The organism is Pedobacter sp. NEAU-ZC8 (assembly GCF_059278965.1).
In genome coordinates this window covers 18,566-34,663 of sequence record NZ_JCAJXC010000019.1, presented here as the reverse complement: position 1 = coordinate 34,663, position 16,098 = coordinate 18,566, and the positions used below count along the sequence as shown (strand labels likewise).

The 16,098-nt window shown below is 46.6% G+C and carries 12 protein-coding genes; 8 read left to right on the top strand and 4 right to left on the bottom strand.

All coding sequences use genetic code 11. The annotated features are described in order from the left end of the window. Positions 1-3: 3 nt before the first annotated feature. Entirely contained in the window at positions 4-888 is an 885-nt protein-coding gene (locus tag AC5WJX_RS14680; protein ID WP_494485114.1) for a manganese catalase family protein, read from the bottom strand. Positions 889-1,280: 392 nt separating this feature from the next. Here AC5WJX_RS14680 and AC5WJX_RS14675 point away from each other — a divergent pair, with 392 nt between their 5' ends. From AC5WJX_RS14675 to AC5WJX_RS14645, 7 genes are all read left to right on the top strand, one after another. After that, positions 1,281-4,097: a TonB-dependent receptor gene (locus AC5WJX_RS14675; protein WP_494485113.1), complete on the top strand. Its 2,817-nt coding sequence runs from the start codon at positions 1,281-1,283 to the stop codon at positions 4,095-4,097. Between the two features lie 62 nt (positions 4,098-4,159). After that, entirely contained in the window at positions 4,160-5,218 is a 1,059-nt protein-coding gene (locus tag AC5WJX_RS14670) for a phytase (protein WP_440428507.1), read from the top strand. 89 nt (positions 5,219-5,307) lie between these two features. Next, complete coding sequence (locus AC5WJX_RS14665; RefSeq protein WP_494485112.1) at positions 5,308-6,519, top strand: DEAD/DEAH box helicase; 1,212 nt, start codon at positions 5,308-5,310, stop codon at positions 6,517-6,519. Between the two features lie 3 nt (positions 6,520-6,522). Next, a complete protein-coding gene (locus AC5WJX_RS14660; protein ID WP_494485111.1) occupies positions 6,523-7,803 on the top strand; it encodes a replication-associated recombination protein A in 1,281 nt (426 codons plus the stop codon). 2 nt (positions 7,804-7,805) lie between these two features. Beyond that, complete coding sequence (locus tag AC5WJX_RS14655) at positions 7,806-9,281, top strand: DUF5687 family protein (protein WP_494485110.1); 1,476 nt, start codon at positions 7,806-7,808, stop codon at positions 9,279-9,281. Next, entirely contained in the window at positions 9,281-9,979 is a 699-nt protein-coding gene (locus tag AC5WJX_RS14650) for an ABC transporter ATP-binding protein (RefSeq protein WP_494485109.1), read from the top strand. Before AC5WJX_RS14655 ends, AC5WJX_RS14650 begins: the two co-directional genes overlap by 1 nt. A 155-nt stretch (positions 9,980-10,134) precedes the next feature. Further along, a complete protein-coding gene (locus tag AC5WJX_RS14645) occupies positions 10,135-10,812 on the top strand; it encodes a YiaD family glycine zipper/OmpA-like lipoprotein (RefSeq protein ID WP_440428511.1) in 678 nt (225 codons plus the stop codon). A 125-nt stretch (positions 10,813-10,937) separates the two neighbouring features. Here AC5WJX_RS14645 and AC5WJX_RS14640 read toward each other — a convergent pair whose 3' ends face one another. Continuing rightward, positions 10,938-11,297, bottom strand: coding sequence for a hypothetical protein (locus tag AC5WJX_RS14640; RefSeq protein WP_440428512.1), 360 nt, complete (start codon positions 11,295-11,297; stop codon positions 10,938-10,940). Between the two features lie 36 nt (positions 11,298-11,333). Here AC5WJX_RS14640 and AC5WJX_RS14635 point away from each other — a divergent pair, with 36 nt between their 5' ends. Further along, positions 11,334-12,371 (top strand): Gfo/Idh/MocA family oxidoreductase, encoded by a 1,038-nt coding sequence (locus tag AC5WJX_RS14635; RefSeq protein ID WP_494485108.1) that lies wholly within the window; start codon positions 11,334-11,336, stop codon positions 12,369-12,371. 93 nt (positions 12,372-12,464) lie between these two features. Here the strand turns inward: AC5WJX_RS14635 and AC5WJX_RS14630 are convergent, their stop codons facing one another. Together AC5WJX_RS14630 and AC5WJX_RS14625 are read right to left on the bottom strand one after the other, a co-directional pair. Then, the gene (locus AC5WJX_RS14630) at positions 12,465-13,475 is read right to left on the bottom strand and encodes an alpha/beta fold hydrolase (RefSeq protein WP_494485107.1); all 1,011 of its coding nucleotides are present in this window, start codon (positions 13,473-13,475) and stop codon (positions 12,465-12,467) included. Positions 13,476-13,714: 239 nt separating this feature from the next. Beyond that, positions 13,715-16,045 carry a TonB-dependent receptor gene (locus AC5WJX_RS14625; RefSeq protein WP_494485106.1) on the bottom strand — a complete coding sequence of 777 codons (2,331 nt, stop codon included), beginning with the start codon at positions 16,043-16,045 and terminating at the stop codon, positions 13,715-13,717. Positions 16,046-16,098: the final 53 nt, after the last annotated feature.

The window sequence follows — 16,098 nt, the reverse complement described above, 5'->3', positions numbered from 1 at the left end:
TCGTTAAGGAAGTAAGGTATCTTTGATATTTTCGATGATGCCTTTATCCATGCCACCTGTCATTTGTTGCTCTTGAGCAAAACCTTTAACATCCGGTGGGCCTAGTTGAGGCTCGCCACCAAATGGCTCAGCAGGCACGTATCTGAACTGACCTTTTCCATCAATCGATGGTCCACTAGCCCAGCGCGCATCGGGAGCAACAGTCGGTTTTTCGATGTTTGTAGATACAAAGGCATAGTCGAAGGCCTCGACATGATCTGCCATCGGGAAGGTGTTTGGAATTGGAAGGTTTACACCTACACCACCCAGGTCTTCCAATACTGCCAGCCACTGGTTCTGGTGCATGGCATCACGGGTAATCAGGAAGGACAGCATATCTTTCATACCAGGATCGTCGGTTAAGCCGTATAATCGGGTAGCCAGCACACGGCCAGTAGATTCCGCCATCACGTTTGCATACATATCTGCAGCGATATTTCCACTACCTACAACCCATGAACCGTTGAATGGAACGCCGTTCGCATCAACAGCCATGGCCGCAAGTCCTGAAGACAGCACGTGTCTTGGATCCATCCCACCTAGAATATTGCTCACCAATGGGTTTTCTCCGGCAATTTTATCTCTCAACTCGTGCGTTGCACCTTCAAGGTTCAGGGCAACAGCAGTACACAGCATTTCAATGTGCGCAATTTCCTCGGTACCAGTATCCAGTAGCATGTCGCGGTATTTGTTTGGACCACGGTTTCCCCATGCCTGGAAAAGATATTGCAGACAGACTCTGATCTCTCCTTCAATACCGCCAATGGCTTGTTGCAGGAGCTTAGCAAATGCGGGGTTTGGTTTTTCTACGCGTACCTGGTACTGTAGCTTGTTGTCATGATAGAACATAGTTAATTCGTTTTTGGTTGTTTAAAATAGGTTGACGGAGATTTCAACAAGTCAGCTTCCGCCGAGGTTTCAGAAACCAAAACTTCAGGTAGTAAGAGAAGAAAAGAAGGGTATATTTAATCGTACAAAGAGCAGCCAAGAAGGTAGAATACCCAAGCAGCTACATGGATCCCTGCAACTTAACGAAGCACACCCTCTGAGCCCTACATACATGATTAAAATTACACCCGGAGTTTGTAGGCATTAATCCTAAGGTCGGTTTGCTGATCTCCTTTGTTACAATAATCTTATGTAATTGTAATCCGCAGATTGCTTTATTGCTGATTGATAATCTTAGCTTAACATCGTTGTAATACTTGCTTGATAGTTTCGCCTCATCAAACAGCAAGTACATGATAAGACGATTACTACTACTTCTATTTATTTCCGTTTTGGGCTTAAGCGCCTCTGCACAAAAAACAGGGATTATTTCTGGTAAGGTCACCAGTCTGGAAGGCAATATCTCAATGCCAGGAGCAACCATCCGACTGTTAAATGCCGGAAATAAATACACCGTATCCAATCAGATCGGCGATTTTGAATTCCTGAATGTACAAGCTGGCACCTACCAGATTGAAGTAATGTATATTGGCTATGGGTCGCAACGGAAAGAGGTTGTTGTTGATGCTGGCAGAAATACCAGTGTCAATCTTGTATTGGGCAGTACCGCAGAAAACCTTCATGACGTGGTGATCCGCGGCGACCGTGGCCTTGGCCAGGCACGGGCACTGAACCAGCAGAAAACAAACCGTAACATCAGCAATGTCATATCATCCGATCAAGTTGGAAGGTTCCCGGATGCTAACATAGGCGACGCATTAAAGCGTGTGCCGGGCATCACCATGCAAAACGATCAGGGGGAAGCACGAAATATCATCATCCGCGGATTAGCACCTGCACTGAACTCCGTTACCCTAAACGGCGATCGCATACCATCCGCCGAAGGCGACAACAGGAATGTGCAAATGGACCTGATCCCATCTGATATGATCGCAACGATCGAAGTGAATAAAACACTGACCCCGGATATGGACGCCGATGCAATTGGTGGCTCAGTAAACCTGATTACCCGGGCAACACCGAATGCTGAGCGCATCTCCGCAACACTTGCAGGAGGCTATGGCCCCATTCGTAAAAGCGGCATTGTGACCGGCGGACTTGTTTACGGCAACCGTTTCCTCAACAACAAACTTGGTGTGGTGGCCAGTGGATCCTATAACAACAATGACTTTGGATCGGATAACATCGAAGCCGTTTGGGTGAAAGATGAATTCAATAACACTTATGTGCAGGAATCTGATATCAGAAAATATGATGTGCAACGGATTCGCAGGAGTGCCGCCCTGGCTTTAGACTTCAAGTTTAACGAGAACAACACCATCTTTGCCAATGCCATATACAACTGGAGGGATGACCGCGAGAACCGGTTCAGAACGACCTATGACAACCTTGTACCGACTTATAATGGAGAGACCATTACTGGCTTTACGGGGGACATTAAGCGGGAAACCAAAGGCGGCATTGCAAACAGCCGGAATAGAAGCCGCAGGCTGGAAGATCAGCGCGTGCAAAACTATGCTTTAAGAGGTGAGCACCTGCTGAATGCCAAGCTGGATCTGGACTGGTCCGTAAACTATGCTACCGCCAGGGAATTCAGGCCAAATGAACGATATATTGAGTTTGAACAAGAGAATGCAAGCATGTCTGAGGACCTCAGTAACTTGCGGAAACCATTGGTATTTCATACCGGTAATGCCTTGAACTTATTTGAGCAATCTGCACTTTCGGAAAACAGAGACCATACAGAAGAAACTGAACTTGGTGGGAAGTTAAACATCAGGATTCCTTTTTCAGTGATTTCAGGTCAAAAAGGAAGATTGAGAACTGGTCTGCGCGCCAGGATCAAAGATAAATCCAGGAACAACATCTTCTATTCTTATGAACCTGAGGATGAGCGTACCCTTTCCGAAGTACCGGGGAACTATTATAGCGGCCAGGGTTTCAATCCTGGAAGCAAGTTCGTACCTGGTGCATTTGCATCCGCAAGCTACCTTGGCAACCTGAACCTGTACGACCCCGAGCTATTTACACCTGAACTTGATCCTTCGGAATTTCTCTCGCAAAACTATAAGGCCAAAGAGCACATCTATGCAGGTTACATCAGGTGGGACCAGGATTTCAATGATAAACTGTCTATGATTGTCGGCGCAAGGATTGAAAATACACGCATCAACTACACCGGGAACCGTGTACTGGATGAAGAAGAACTGGAAGCTGAAATCAACACCAAAAACAGCTATACGAATGTGATGCCCGGGCTTTCTTTCAAGTACGATGCAACCAATGACCTGGTACTTCGGGCAGCATTTACCACCGCACTTGCCCGCCCCGATTATTATGCGCTTGCACCTTTCGTGAATAACAATGCTGCAGATACGGAAATCTCGGCAGGTAACCCGGCCTTGAAGGCGACCTATGCATACAACTTTGACTTCATGGTGGAGAACTACTTCAAGTCGGTCGGTCTGGTCTCTGCAGGTGCATTTTACAAGAACCTGAATAACTTCATCTACACCTATAGCAACAACCAGTACACTGCTGCAAACTTCGCTGGCGACTTCCCTGATCAGGCAAACCCAATCCCTTCTGCTGAAAGCTGGACCTTTATCCAGTCCAGAAACGGCGATAACGTTGATGTATATGGGTTTGAATTCGCTTTCCAAAGACAGCTGGACTTTTTACCAGGAAAATTTCTGAAGGGTTTTGGTATCTATGCAAATTATACCTACACCAAATCCAAGGCAAAAGGAATTGCAGATGAGGGAGGCACGGAACGATTGAATGTTACTTTACCTGGTACTGCACCACACATGCTCAATGGCTCCCTGTTTTGGGAAAACAAGAAGTTTTCTGCCAGGATATCTGCTAACTATACCTCAAGTTACCTCGATGAACTTGGGTCTGAGGAGTTCAACGACAGCTATTATGACAAGCAGTTCTTTCTTGACCTGAATGCTTCATACAAGATCCAAAAGCACATCCGGATTTTCGCTGAAGCCAACAACATCACCAATCAGCCCTTGCGTTACTACCAGGGATCCACTGCACTAACGAAACAACTTGAATACTATCAGGCACGTTATAACCTGGGACTTAAATTCGATTTCTAGGCTGCAAGACAGAAAACCCGCAGAACCCAGGCCTAAACTAATGCCCTCCGGGCGCCAAGATTATGATACAAAGAACAACAATATTATACCTCGCGATCCTTGCTGCACTAAGTTCATGCAGTAGCAGCAAACTGGCTTCCATTCAACCCAATGCCTTAAAACCTGTGGTGGTCACCCAGCCGACACCACATGATACGGATGACCCTGCAATCTGGATCAATCCAGCAGACGCCAGCCAAAGCCTGATTGTGGGAACAGATAAAGACAGTGATGGCGGACTTTACCTCTACAATCTTAAAGGAGAAATCATCAACAAATCAGAACCACTGAAAAGGCCAAATAATGTTGACATCGCTTATCAATTTCAGCTCGGCAACCGAACTTTAGATATCGCAGTGACGACGGAACGGGAAACAAATAAGATCCGCATCTTCTCCTTACCGGACCTGAAGCCAATTGACAACGGCGGGATCCCTGTATTTGAAGGCGAAACGGAGCGTGATCCAATGGGCCTCTCTATTTATACCAGGCCCTCAGATAAGGCGATATTTGTGATTGTGGGACGTAAGACCGGCCCATCCGGCAGCTATCTGTGGCAGTATAAACTGGAAGAAAGCAAAGGCGCAGCGACGGCTACGGTGGTTAGAAAGTTTGGCAGCTTTAGCGAAAAAAAAGAGATCGAAGCGATTGCTGTAGATAATGAACTTGGTTACATCTATTATTCAGATGAACAGGCTGGCGTAAAAAAATACTATGCGGATCCTGATAAGAAGGACGATGCGGAGCTGGCTTTCTTTGGACAGAACGACTTCAAGGCAGACCATGAAGGTATTGCAATCTATAAGAGTTCAGCAACGACAGGTTACCTGTTGATTTCGAATCAACAAAAGAACACCTTCATGGTTTATGCTCGTGAAGGCAGTGATGGTGATGCGAATAAGCATACGCTATTGGCCGAAATCCCGGTTTCTACCATTGAATGTGATGGTGCCGATGTGACTAGTGTAAACCTGGGCGGACAATTCCAAAAGGGCATGTTTGTAGCCATGAGCAATGGTATGACTTTTCATTTGTATGACTGGAGACCTATACAGGCTTTGATCGATCAGGCTGGTAAATAGCTTGTTGCTGCTCCCGTAACTAGTTTAAGATACATCTGGATTTTAAATTAATAAAGGTTACTTTTATAGGAGTAATAACAAAAAGTATATTGGATTTTAAAGATTTTAATTTTAACCCTGATCTATATGAGGGTTTATCGGCGATGGGCTTTCGAAATGCCACGCCAATACAGGAGCAGGCCATTCCTTTAATTCTGGCAGACAAAGACCTGATTGCCTGCGCGCAGACGGGTACAGGTAAAACCGGCGCCTATCTACTGCCGGTGATGAACAAGATCAGTTTACAGGAAAACCGTCATAATAACACCTTGATTCTGGCTCCGACCAGGGAACTTGCACAGCAGATCGATTTGCAGGTGGAAGCCTTGTCTTATTTCACCAACATCAGCTCACTGACCGTATATGGTGGTGGGGACGGTATCGCCTATGAGCAGCAAAAACGCTCAATGCGTGAGGGTGTAGACATCATCATTGCCACTCCAGGCCGGTTGATCTCCCACCTTTCCTCCGGATTACTGAAGCTGGATCAGCTACAACACCTGATCCTGGATGAGGCAGACCGCATGTTGGATATGGGCTTCTATGATGATATCATGAAGATCATCAGTTTCCTGCCGGAAAAGAGACAAACCATACTTTTCTCGGCAACCATGCCGCCAAAGATCAGAACACTTGCTGCAAAGCTGTTGCATAAACCTGAACAGGTGAGCATCGCCATTTCACAACCCGCAGCAGGTATTAACCAACAGGCGTATTTTATTCACGATAGTCAGAAGGTAAAGCTTTTGACGGAAATCATGAACCCGGAGGTTTACCCAAGTGTACTCATTTTTGCTTCGACCAAGGAGAAAGTTAAGAATTTGGGTAAGGTGCTGCGAGGATTGAGGTTTAAAGCGGAAGCTTTCCACTCTGATCTGGATCAGAAAGAACGTGAAGCAATATTATCAGAGTTTAAAAATAAACGTGTACCTGTACTGATCGGTACGGATGTACTGTCGAGGGGAATTGATGTGGAAGGTATTTCACTGGTGATCAATTTCGACGTACCACATGACCCGGAAGATTATGTACACCGGATTGGTCGTACAGCTCGTGCAGCAACTACCGGGACGGCCATCACGCTGGTAAATGATAAGGACAAGCGTAAGTTTGCCAATATTGAAAAGCTGATTGATAAGGCGATTAACCGTATTCCACTGCCTGGGCATTTTGGCCCTGTAACGGAAAGTGAGACCGCCGAAAAACCGGCGCACAATAAGCCAAGGCGTAAGTTCTTTAAGAAGAAACCGCAAGCGAAATAGCCTATGCCGAACCTAGCTCCTTTAGCAGAGCGCATGCGCCCACAGAATCTGGATGAATATGTTGGCCAGAAACACCTGGTGGGTCAGGATGCGGTACTGAGAAAAGCCATTCAAAGCGGCCAGCTGCCTTCGATGATCTTTTGGGGCCCTCCGGGTGTGGGTAAAACCACTCTGGCCTATATCATTTCGAAAACACTGGACCGCCCTTTTTTTAACCTCAGTGCGATTAACTCCGGGGTAAAGGATATCCGTGAGGTGATAGACCGTGCTACGGCACTGAAAGATAGCCTGCTAGGCCTGCCCATCCTGTTTATTGATGAGATTCACCGCTTTTCTAAGTCACAACAGGATAGTCTGCTGGGTGCTGTAGAACGTGGATTGGTTACGCTGATCGGCGCAACAACGGAGAACCCTTCTTTTGAAGTTATCTCGGCTTTACTTTCCCGAAGTCAGGTTTACATATTGAAGTCGCTGGATGAAGCGGAGCTGAAAGGCCTGCTGGAAACCGCCATTGCCGAGGATGTGGTGCTTAAGCAGAAGAACATCACCTTAAAGGAACATGAAGCGTTAATCAGGCTCTCTGGCGGCGACGCCAGGAAACTGCTGAACGTGCTTGAAATAGCCATAAACGGCATCGGCGGCGACAACATTGTGCTGACCAATGAAAGTGTGCTTGCACATGCGCAGCAGAACCTGGCCATGTATGATAAAGCGGGTGAACAGCATTACGACATCATTTCCGCTTTCATCAAATCCATCCGGGGCTCGGACCCGAATGCCGCCGTTTACTGGCTGGCGCGTATGATTGAAGGTGGTGAAGATCCGCTGTTCATCGCCCGAAGGCTCGTGATCCTGGCTGCAGAAGATATCGGCAACGCCAATCCAAATGCCTTATTATTGGCGAACAACTGCTTCCAGGCGGTAAATGTGATAGGATTTCCGGAATCCAGGATCATCCTTTCCCAGGCGGTGACCTATATGGCATCATCTGCGAAAAGCAATGCGGCTTACGAAGCCATTAACAAAGCGCAGCAGCTGGTGCGGGAAACTGGCAATTTGCCAGTACCGCTGCACATCCGCAATGCGCCAACGAAGCTCATGAAGAACATTGGCTATGGTAAAGATTACCAGTATTCACATGGCTTTGAAGGGAATTTCTCCGAACAGGAGTATATGCCCGAGCAGATCAGTGGCACCAAGCTGTTTGATCCGGGTAAAAACCCTGCAGAGGAAAAGCTACGGGAAAAACTGCGCCAGAATTGGAAGAAGAAATATAACTATTAAATATGCTGAATACATTTTTAAGTCACCAGTGGAAGGGCTTTTTCCGGGCCAGAGGTAAAGGAACGAGCATCGCTGTCCAGATCATTATGGGCTTGCTGATCCTCTACCTACTGCTTTGTGCATTAGCGGTCGGCTTCTTTATGGATAAGCTTATCCACCAGCTTTATCCCGACCGCGCGGTGATGGATGTATTCAACGGCTTGATCCTATACTATTTTGCACTTGAATTTTTATCCAGGATGCAAATACAGGAGCTGCCTACACTGGCCATTGTGCCTTATCTGCATTTGAAAATTCCGAAGCGTAAGCTGGTGAACTTCTTAAACATACGGGCTATTTTCTCTGCCTTTAACATCTTCCCGCTGTTCCTGTTCTTCCCCTTCATACTGATGAACGTGATGGGAACATACGGTGGTTTTGCGGCCATGATGTACATGCTTGCAGTGGTATCCCTTTCGATTTTCAATAACTACCTGGCGCTATATGTAAAGCGACTTTCCATATCGAACACCCGCTTTGTCGTTATCGGATTCTTAGTGCTGATTATACTGGGTTTACTGGAGTATTTTAAAGTGTTCTCCATTGCTGCAGTTTCCGATCAGATCTTCAGCGCTGTGGCGAAACAACCACTCATTGCCTTGGTGTTCCCTTTGGCTGCGGTTGGGGTCTTTATTATGAACGCGAACTACCTGCGCAAGAACCTGTACATGGAAGAACTGCGTTCGGGCGAAGAAAAGAAGACCAGCACAGACTACCCTTTCCTGGATCGCTTTGGTGCTGCTGGTCAGCTTGCGGCCCTGGAGATTAAACTGATATTGCGCAATAAACGCAGCAAATCTACGGTATCTAAAGGCTTGCTATTCATCTTCTATGGATTGCTTTTCTACAAGCAAAAGGAACTCGATCAGAACAACTTTGGTCTGATGCTTTTCGCCGCAGTGTTCATGACGGGCAATATGGTGCTGCTATATGGGCAGTTTATGTTTGGCTGGCAAAGTGCTGAATTCGATGGCTTGCTGAGCAATAAGGTGCGCGTACAGACCTTTTTCCGGGCGAAGCTGCTACTGTTTACCTTGGCTTCTACGGTATTAACAGCGGTGGTGAGCTTGTATGGCTTCATCAGTTGGAAGATCCTGGTGGTACAGTTCGCGGCTTATTTCTTCAGCATTGGGATTGCTCCAATTGTGGTAATGTACATGGCCACGTTTAACTACAAGGCCATTGATATGAAAAGCGGCTCCAGCTTCAATTGGCAGGGTGTAGGTGCCACCTCCATGTTGATGAGCCTGCCGGTATTCCTAATACCATACCTCTTCTACGTGCCATTTAACCTGATGGGAAAGCCTTACTGGGGCCTCGCGGCATTGGGTATTGCAGGTTTAATTTGCTTTTTAAGCCGCAGCTTCTGGATAGACGTATTAGTGAATGCATTTAACAAGAGAAAATATAAAATCGCCGAAGGCTTCAGAGAAAAATAATGATTGTAGAAATTAAGAACCTAAAGAAGATCTACGCGGAACGTACCGTGGTGAATATTCCGCAACTGCAAATTAATGAAGGTGAAACCATCGGCTTGGTGGGGAACAATGGCGCAGGTAAAACCACGCTGTTCCGCATGCTGTTGGACCTGATCCGGCCGGATGAAGGTGGTATCTTCTCTAAAGGCGAGAATGTAGCTAAAACGGACGATTGGAAGAACTATACCGCATCTTTCCTGGATGAGAACTTCCTGATCGATTACCTGACACCGGAGGAGTATTTTATCTTTATTGGCAGTCTGCACAACATGACACGTGCTGATGTAGAGCAGTACCTATTGCGGTATGTGGAGTTTTTCAATGGCGAGATTCTGAACAGCGGCAAGTACATCCGTGACTTCTCTAAAGGCAACCAGAACAAGGTGGGCATTGCAGCGGCATTGATGCAGAACCCTGAACTGCTGATTCTCGATGAGCCATTCGCCAACTTAGACCCGACCACACAAATACGGTTAAAATCCCTGGTAAAAGGCTTAAGGACAACACATCAGGTTACGACGATCATTTCAAGTCATGACCTCAACCACGTGACCGATGTATGCGACAGGATCATCCTGCTGGAAAAAGGCATCGTGATTAAGGATATACAAACCACAGAAAATACGTTACAGGAGCTGGAAACCTACTTCTCGGAGTAATACTGTTTAGAAAACAGGGCAACTTACACAGTTGCTCTACACACTTTTTCTCACCTTAATTCTTGGTACTGCAATATTCTTGTTAGTTAACAATAAAAACTAATAAGCATATCTTGGCATCAGGTTTGATTTAGCCCCGGTTCAAAACATACATTATGATTATCTCAAAATTTAAAACAGCAACATTAAGTATAGCATTGGCTATCGGTGCAATGGCATTCCAGTCATGCGATAGTTTAACTAAAACACAAAAAGGTGCGGGTATCGGTGCAGCAACAGGCGGCGTAATTGGTGCCATCATTGGTAAAAAAGCAGGTAACACTGCAGTAGGTGCCGTATTGGGTGGTGCTATTGGTGGTACCGCAGGTGGTTTCATTGGTAAAAGAATGGATAAGCAAGCTGCTGAGATCGAGCAGACCTTACCAAATGCAGAGGTAATCCGTGAAGGTGAAGGTATCATTGTAAAGTTCGACAGCGGTATTTTGTTCGACTTCGACAGCAGCAACCTGAAGGAAGCTTCTAAAGACAACATCAAAAAGCTTGCAGCTTCATTAAATCAATATCCAGGTACAGACATTAAAGTTATCGGTCATACTGATAGCCGTGGTACAGAAGCTTATAACATGAGTTTATCTGAGCGCAGAGCAGCAGCGGTAAAAGCTTATGCGGTAGCTCAGGGCGTGCCAGCATCAAGGTTATCTACCGTAGGTAAAGGTTTTTCAGAGCCTATTGGTGACAACGCTACTGAAGCAGGAAGAGCAACCAACCGTAGGGTTGAGATTGTAATTGTTGCAAATGATGACTTGAAGAAAGAAGCTAAAGCACAAAGCTAAGTGAGTTTACATTGAGCATTATCAGCCCTTCCTAAGGGAAAGCGACCAAAAAATAAAAAGGCCTCCTGCGATGCAGGAGGCCTTTTTATTTGAATAAGATTCTTGTATGATAAGGTTCTTCGCCTTTAGGCGTTGAATTCATCGCCGTAGATTTCCTCGAAATAGGTAACTGCCAATGATTTCAGCAGTAGCTCCTGCTCCATCATGGCAAATGCAGGCACTGGTTTTATTAGCTTCCAGTGCGGCCAGCCATCCTGATCGAGTCCTTCGAGTTCGTAAAAGCCCATTTCACTTAAAAGCCTGCAGGTGGCGATATGCATCAGCTCTTCCTTTTGGCGCTTGCTGTATTTTCCGGGGCCTTTTCCCAACTCCTGTACCCCGATTAGAAACAGGATAACCTTCAAGTCCGGCTCATCAGAATCAAATTCCTTAGCGATCTTTTGCTGCAAAATCTTCCATTTTGCATGAATTTCTGAAGGTTTCATACTGCAAAGATACGCTTATATGCTTACTTTTAAACTATGGAGAAGATCATCAACACTGGCCTGCTGGCTTATGGAATGTCTGGAAAGCTGTTTCACGCACCTTTCCTGTCCGTACACCCGGGCTTTAATTTAAGCGCAGTTACCGAACGTAATGAGAAGAAAGCACATAAAGATTACCCGGAAATAAACAGCTACGACAGCATTGATGAACTGCTAAATGATCCTGAAATAGAACTGGTGGTGGTGAATACACCAAACTTCACGCACTACGATTATACCAGACAGGCACTGCTGAAAGGCAAACATGTGCTGGTCGAGAAGCCCTTTGCTGCTACGGTTGAAGAAGCACAAGCCTTATTCGACCTTTCCCGGGAAACCGGCAAGCAGGTGTTTGTGTACCAGAACAGGCGCTGGGATAGTGACTACCTTGCGGTAAAGCAGGTTATTGACAGCGGTGTATTGGGTAAAATTGCCGAGGTTCACATCCGCTTTGATCGCTACCGCAATACGATCGGCCCTAAAACCTTTAAAGAAGAGCTGGTACCCGCAACCGGGCTCCAGTATGATCTTGGTGCGCACTTGTTAGATCAGGCGATCAACCTGTTTGGTAAGCCTTTAAGCTTCTACAAGGTATTGGGCATGAACCGTAAAGACACCAAGGTAGACGATTACTTCCACTTCCATCTGCAATACCCGGATAGCCTGCAGGTATTTGTATGCTCCACAATGCTTGCTCCTGATCCACAGGCAGCGTTTGTAGTACATGCCGAGCAGGGCAGCCTAGTGAAGTACCGTGCGGATATCCAGGAGGCGCAACTGCTGAAAGCCATTCGTCCGGGCAGTGAAGGCTATGGCGAGGAGCCAGAGGAGCTTGCGGCGACCTTAACCCGCATGAACCCGGACGGCAGTAAAAAGGAAGAGCGGCTGGTTTCGGAGAAGGGCAGTTATATGCCGCTCTTTGAAGGCGTTTACCAAGCCATCCGGAACAATAAGCCCTACCCGGTAACGGAAGAACAGGTCATCACGCAGCTCCGTATATTAGAAGCTCCGGCAGGGTTCCAGGAGTTTAACTAAGCATATTTTGTCGTGTGAGCACACCAGTGGCAGGTTTACCGAAGGCCTAAACCTCTCCTAAAGGGCTTATCGCTTTTCAAGCGTTAGGCTTAATTAAAGGTTTTCAAGCAGCGTCGCGGCAAAAGCTTTGGGTATTTCGAGGTGTGGTATGTGACCGCAGTTCTCAAACTCGATCAGCTTAGCACCGGGAATCTCGGCAGCAGCCTTTTTACCCAGCACCTTGTATTGTCCATGCTGCGCCTGCTGCTCTAGCGTTAAACTGGCTTTCCCTACAATGGTTTTATCTTCCAGGCCGATGAACAACACCGTTGGCACTTTCAGGTTCTTAAACTCGTACACTACGGGCTGCTCAAAGATCATGGTATAGGTCATGGCTGCTACTTTTGCGTACCGTGGGAATTCCTTGCTGTAACTTACACCTCCCGCAATGCGCACCAGCTCGTCGTACTCAGCCTTCCATTTGGTAAAGTACGAACCCTGGTAGTACTTGCGTACGCTTTCTGGCGTGGCTTTAAGCTCTGTTTGATACTGCTTTTCCGTGTTGGTGTAGGGGATGAAGGTCCTGTAGTCTTCCAGGCCGATCGGATCTTCCAGCAGCAGCTTTTCTGTACGTTCTGGAAACATGAGCGCGTAGCGCGTGGCCAGCATACCACCCATAGAATGACCAAGAATCACCGACTTAGAGATGTTCAAACTTTCCAGCAGCGCCTTGCTCCAACTGGCCAGCTGATGAAAGCTGTAGTGAATGTAAGCTTTAGAAGATTTACCAAAGCCAATCTGATCGGGCACAACTACCCGGTAGCCATTAGCGGTTAATGTCTTTATGACATCCGTCCAGTAGTAGCCAGCAAAGTTCTTTCCATGAAAAAGGATCACAGTTCTGCCGTTGGCATTCTTCGTTGGCTGCACATCCATGTAGGCCATCTTGAGTTGCTGTCCTTCAGTGGAGATCGGGAAGAATTTAACCGGATGGGCATAGTTTACGTTTTCCAGGTTTATGGATATGGAGTCTTTCTGTGCAAACAATGCCGTGGTCGTTAAAATTAACAGGCTTAGGGTAATCAGCTTTTTAAACATGAGTGGTGCTATCTGAATGAAGTACATATTCTATTACGAAAGTTCAAGTGCAAAATTCATACCTGCATCAAGGCTATACGACAATTGATGCTGTACCATTGAGGCTTGGCACCTTACCGGCCAGGACTTCCAGTCGCAAAGGCTACGGGCAACAAAAAGCCCCTCTAACATTAAGCTGAGGGGCTTCTTGATCCGCTATGTTACTGATCGCAATATGCTTTAAAGTCTACATCAAATCAGGGGAGTCAATCCAAGCTGAAAAGTAATTACTTCCCTGTGGTAATGTTAAATGGCAGCCTAAAACCGAAAGTAATGTTTCTTCCGGCATTGTAAATACCGAAGGTAGGATCTTCTTCACTAAGCCTTCCCGGTTTAAAGCGGCTCAAGTGATCATAGTAGGCTTTATTCAATAGGTTCCTTCCAGCTACGTAGATCGTTAATTCCTGCTTCTTGTTTAGCTTCAACGTGGTACCAACAGCGGCATTCAGCAGCGTGTATCCAGAGGTGCTGGTTTCAAAGGCATCTACTTTAGACTGCTTGAAGAAGTTATCCAATCCTACCGAGATGTACGAGTGTACTGTACCAGGGATTTTCGGCTCGTAACGGAACTCATTACGTAAGGTCGCTGCGGGAATGAATGGGAGCGATTGTTTAGTGCTACGGTTCGTTGCGCGCGTAAAAGCAAAGGCATTTTCGAAGTGAATGAAGCTCACCGGGTGCAAGGTAAGTGAAGCTTCGATACCTCTTAGCAAAGCGTCGTTCTGCACAAAGTTGAAAACCGGGTAATCCGTGCCGTCCACATCAATGAACTCCCCGTTGGAGTTGTAGTAAATATAATTGTTGATGGAGTTCAAAAACCCGCCAACACTAGCACTTAGGTACTCATCTGAATATTCAAAAGAAGCATCAAACTGGTTACTCCGCTCCTGCTTTAAGTCCGGATTACCGATTTCGTAACGAAAAGCACCTTCATGTACCCCGTTAGAGGATAACTCCGCGATATTCGGCCCGCGGAAAGCAGTACCTGCATTCGCTTTGAAGCTCAAAGCCTCATTAAACTCGTGGGTATACCCCAGTGCTGCACTCAAGTTGGTGAATTCGTTGTTAATGGCTGCAAAAGACACTTCCTGCCCTTCAAAAGCGTAGGAGTTCAACTTGCGGTAATCCACACGTGCACCAATGTTAAACGTATTTTTATCCCAGGTTTTCTTTACAAAGCCGAAAGCACCGTAAGCCTGACTATCGAAGTCTGGGATCAGTTGTTCTTCAGCACTGGTGTTTAAGCTATGGATGAACTCACCGGAGATGCCAAGAACAGATGCCCAGCCATTAATTTCCTTAAAGGTGTATTTGAAGTCGTAGCTGTAGGCGTAGTTGTTCAGGTAAAGGGCGGCGCCCTCGCCTGCACTTTCCAGCTCGCGGCGTTGGTTCTGCTGATAACCGATGGTGGATCTTAAGCTACCATTGTTAAACAGAATGTTACTGTTCAGCGCAAGTTTATAGTGACGCACATCCTGCTTTGGAAAAGCAAGGCTACGATCGTGGTTTTCCGCCTTTGTAGGTACCAGTCCGTCTTCATTGACTAAAAACCCCTCCTCATTACGTGCAGGTTCATAAAACCCGATGTTATTTCTGAAACTTGAAGCATCCAGATGCGCATAACCCCAATTTTTGTTCAGGCCAATCTGCCCTTCAAAGCTGGTTTCATTGAATCCGGAGTTCGGTACATATTCTGTAGGAGTTTTATAAGAATAGGCATTGCGGTAAGATCCGCGGGCACGATAAACCAGTCCGTTGCTATTACCCTGCAGCATCAGCGATGTTCCGCTTAGACCATTGTTGGTCGCGTAATTACTCAAGAACTCCCCTCTCAACGTACCATCAGGTGCTGGCAATGCGTCCAGAATGTTGATCACGCCACCCAATGCATCCGAACCGTACATCAAGCTGGCAGGTCCACGCAGGATCTCCACCCGTTCCGCACTGTACTGGTCGATCTCAATACCATGCTCATCGCCCCATTGCTGCCCCTGCTGTTTCACCCCGTTGCTCAAGGTCACCACCCGGTTGGCACTTAAACCACGGATCACAGGCTTGGAAATCGCTGGACCTGTAGTGATCTGTGACACACCTGGCACCTTAGAAAGTGCGTCAATGATGTTGGTAGAAGGATTGTAAAGCAATTCCTCCTTCGTTACCGTGGCAATAGAAGTACTGTTCTGACGGTTGTCAGAGCTGAAGGCCGATCCGGTGATCACGATCTCTTTGCCTTCAATCACACTTTCCTCCATTTCGAACACCACAGCGGCTGATTTGCTGAAGTCAACACTTTCCGTCAGGGTTTTATAGCCGATGTACCGGATCTGGATCAGGAACCGTCCCCGGGTTGGGGCACTGCTAATGGAGAACTCGCCATTCGCATCTGTGATGACTGATATCCGAAGATCTGGGATGGAAACACTTGCGCCAGGTAAACCGGCTTTCGACCTGGCATCGATGACTTTGCCGCTAAAGGTGATGGTTTCTGCTGCAAAAAGGGTAGTCGCGCTCAACGTAAAAAGGAGCACAACCATATAGAAGTATATACGCTTGATCATATTTGTAAAATGAAATTAATGGCCATAGAGGCCCTGAAAACTTAACTGGGGAG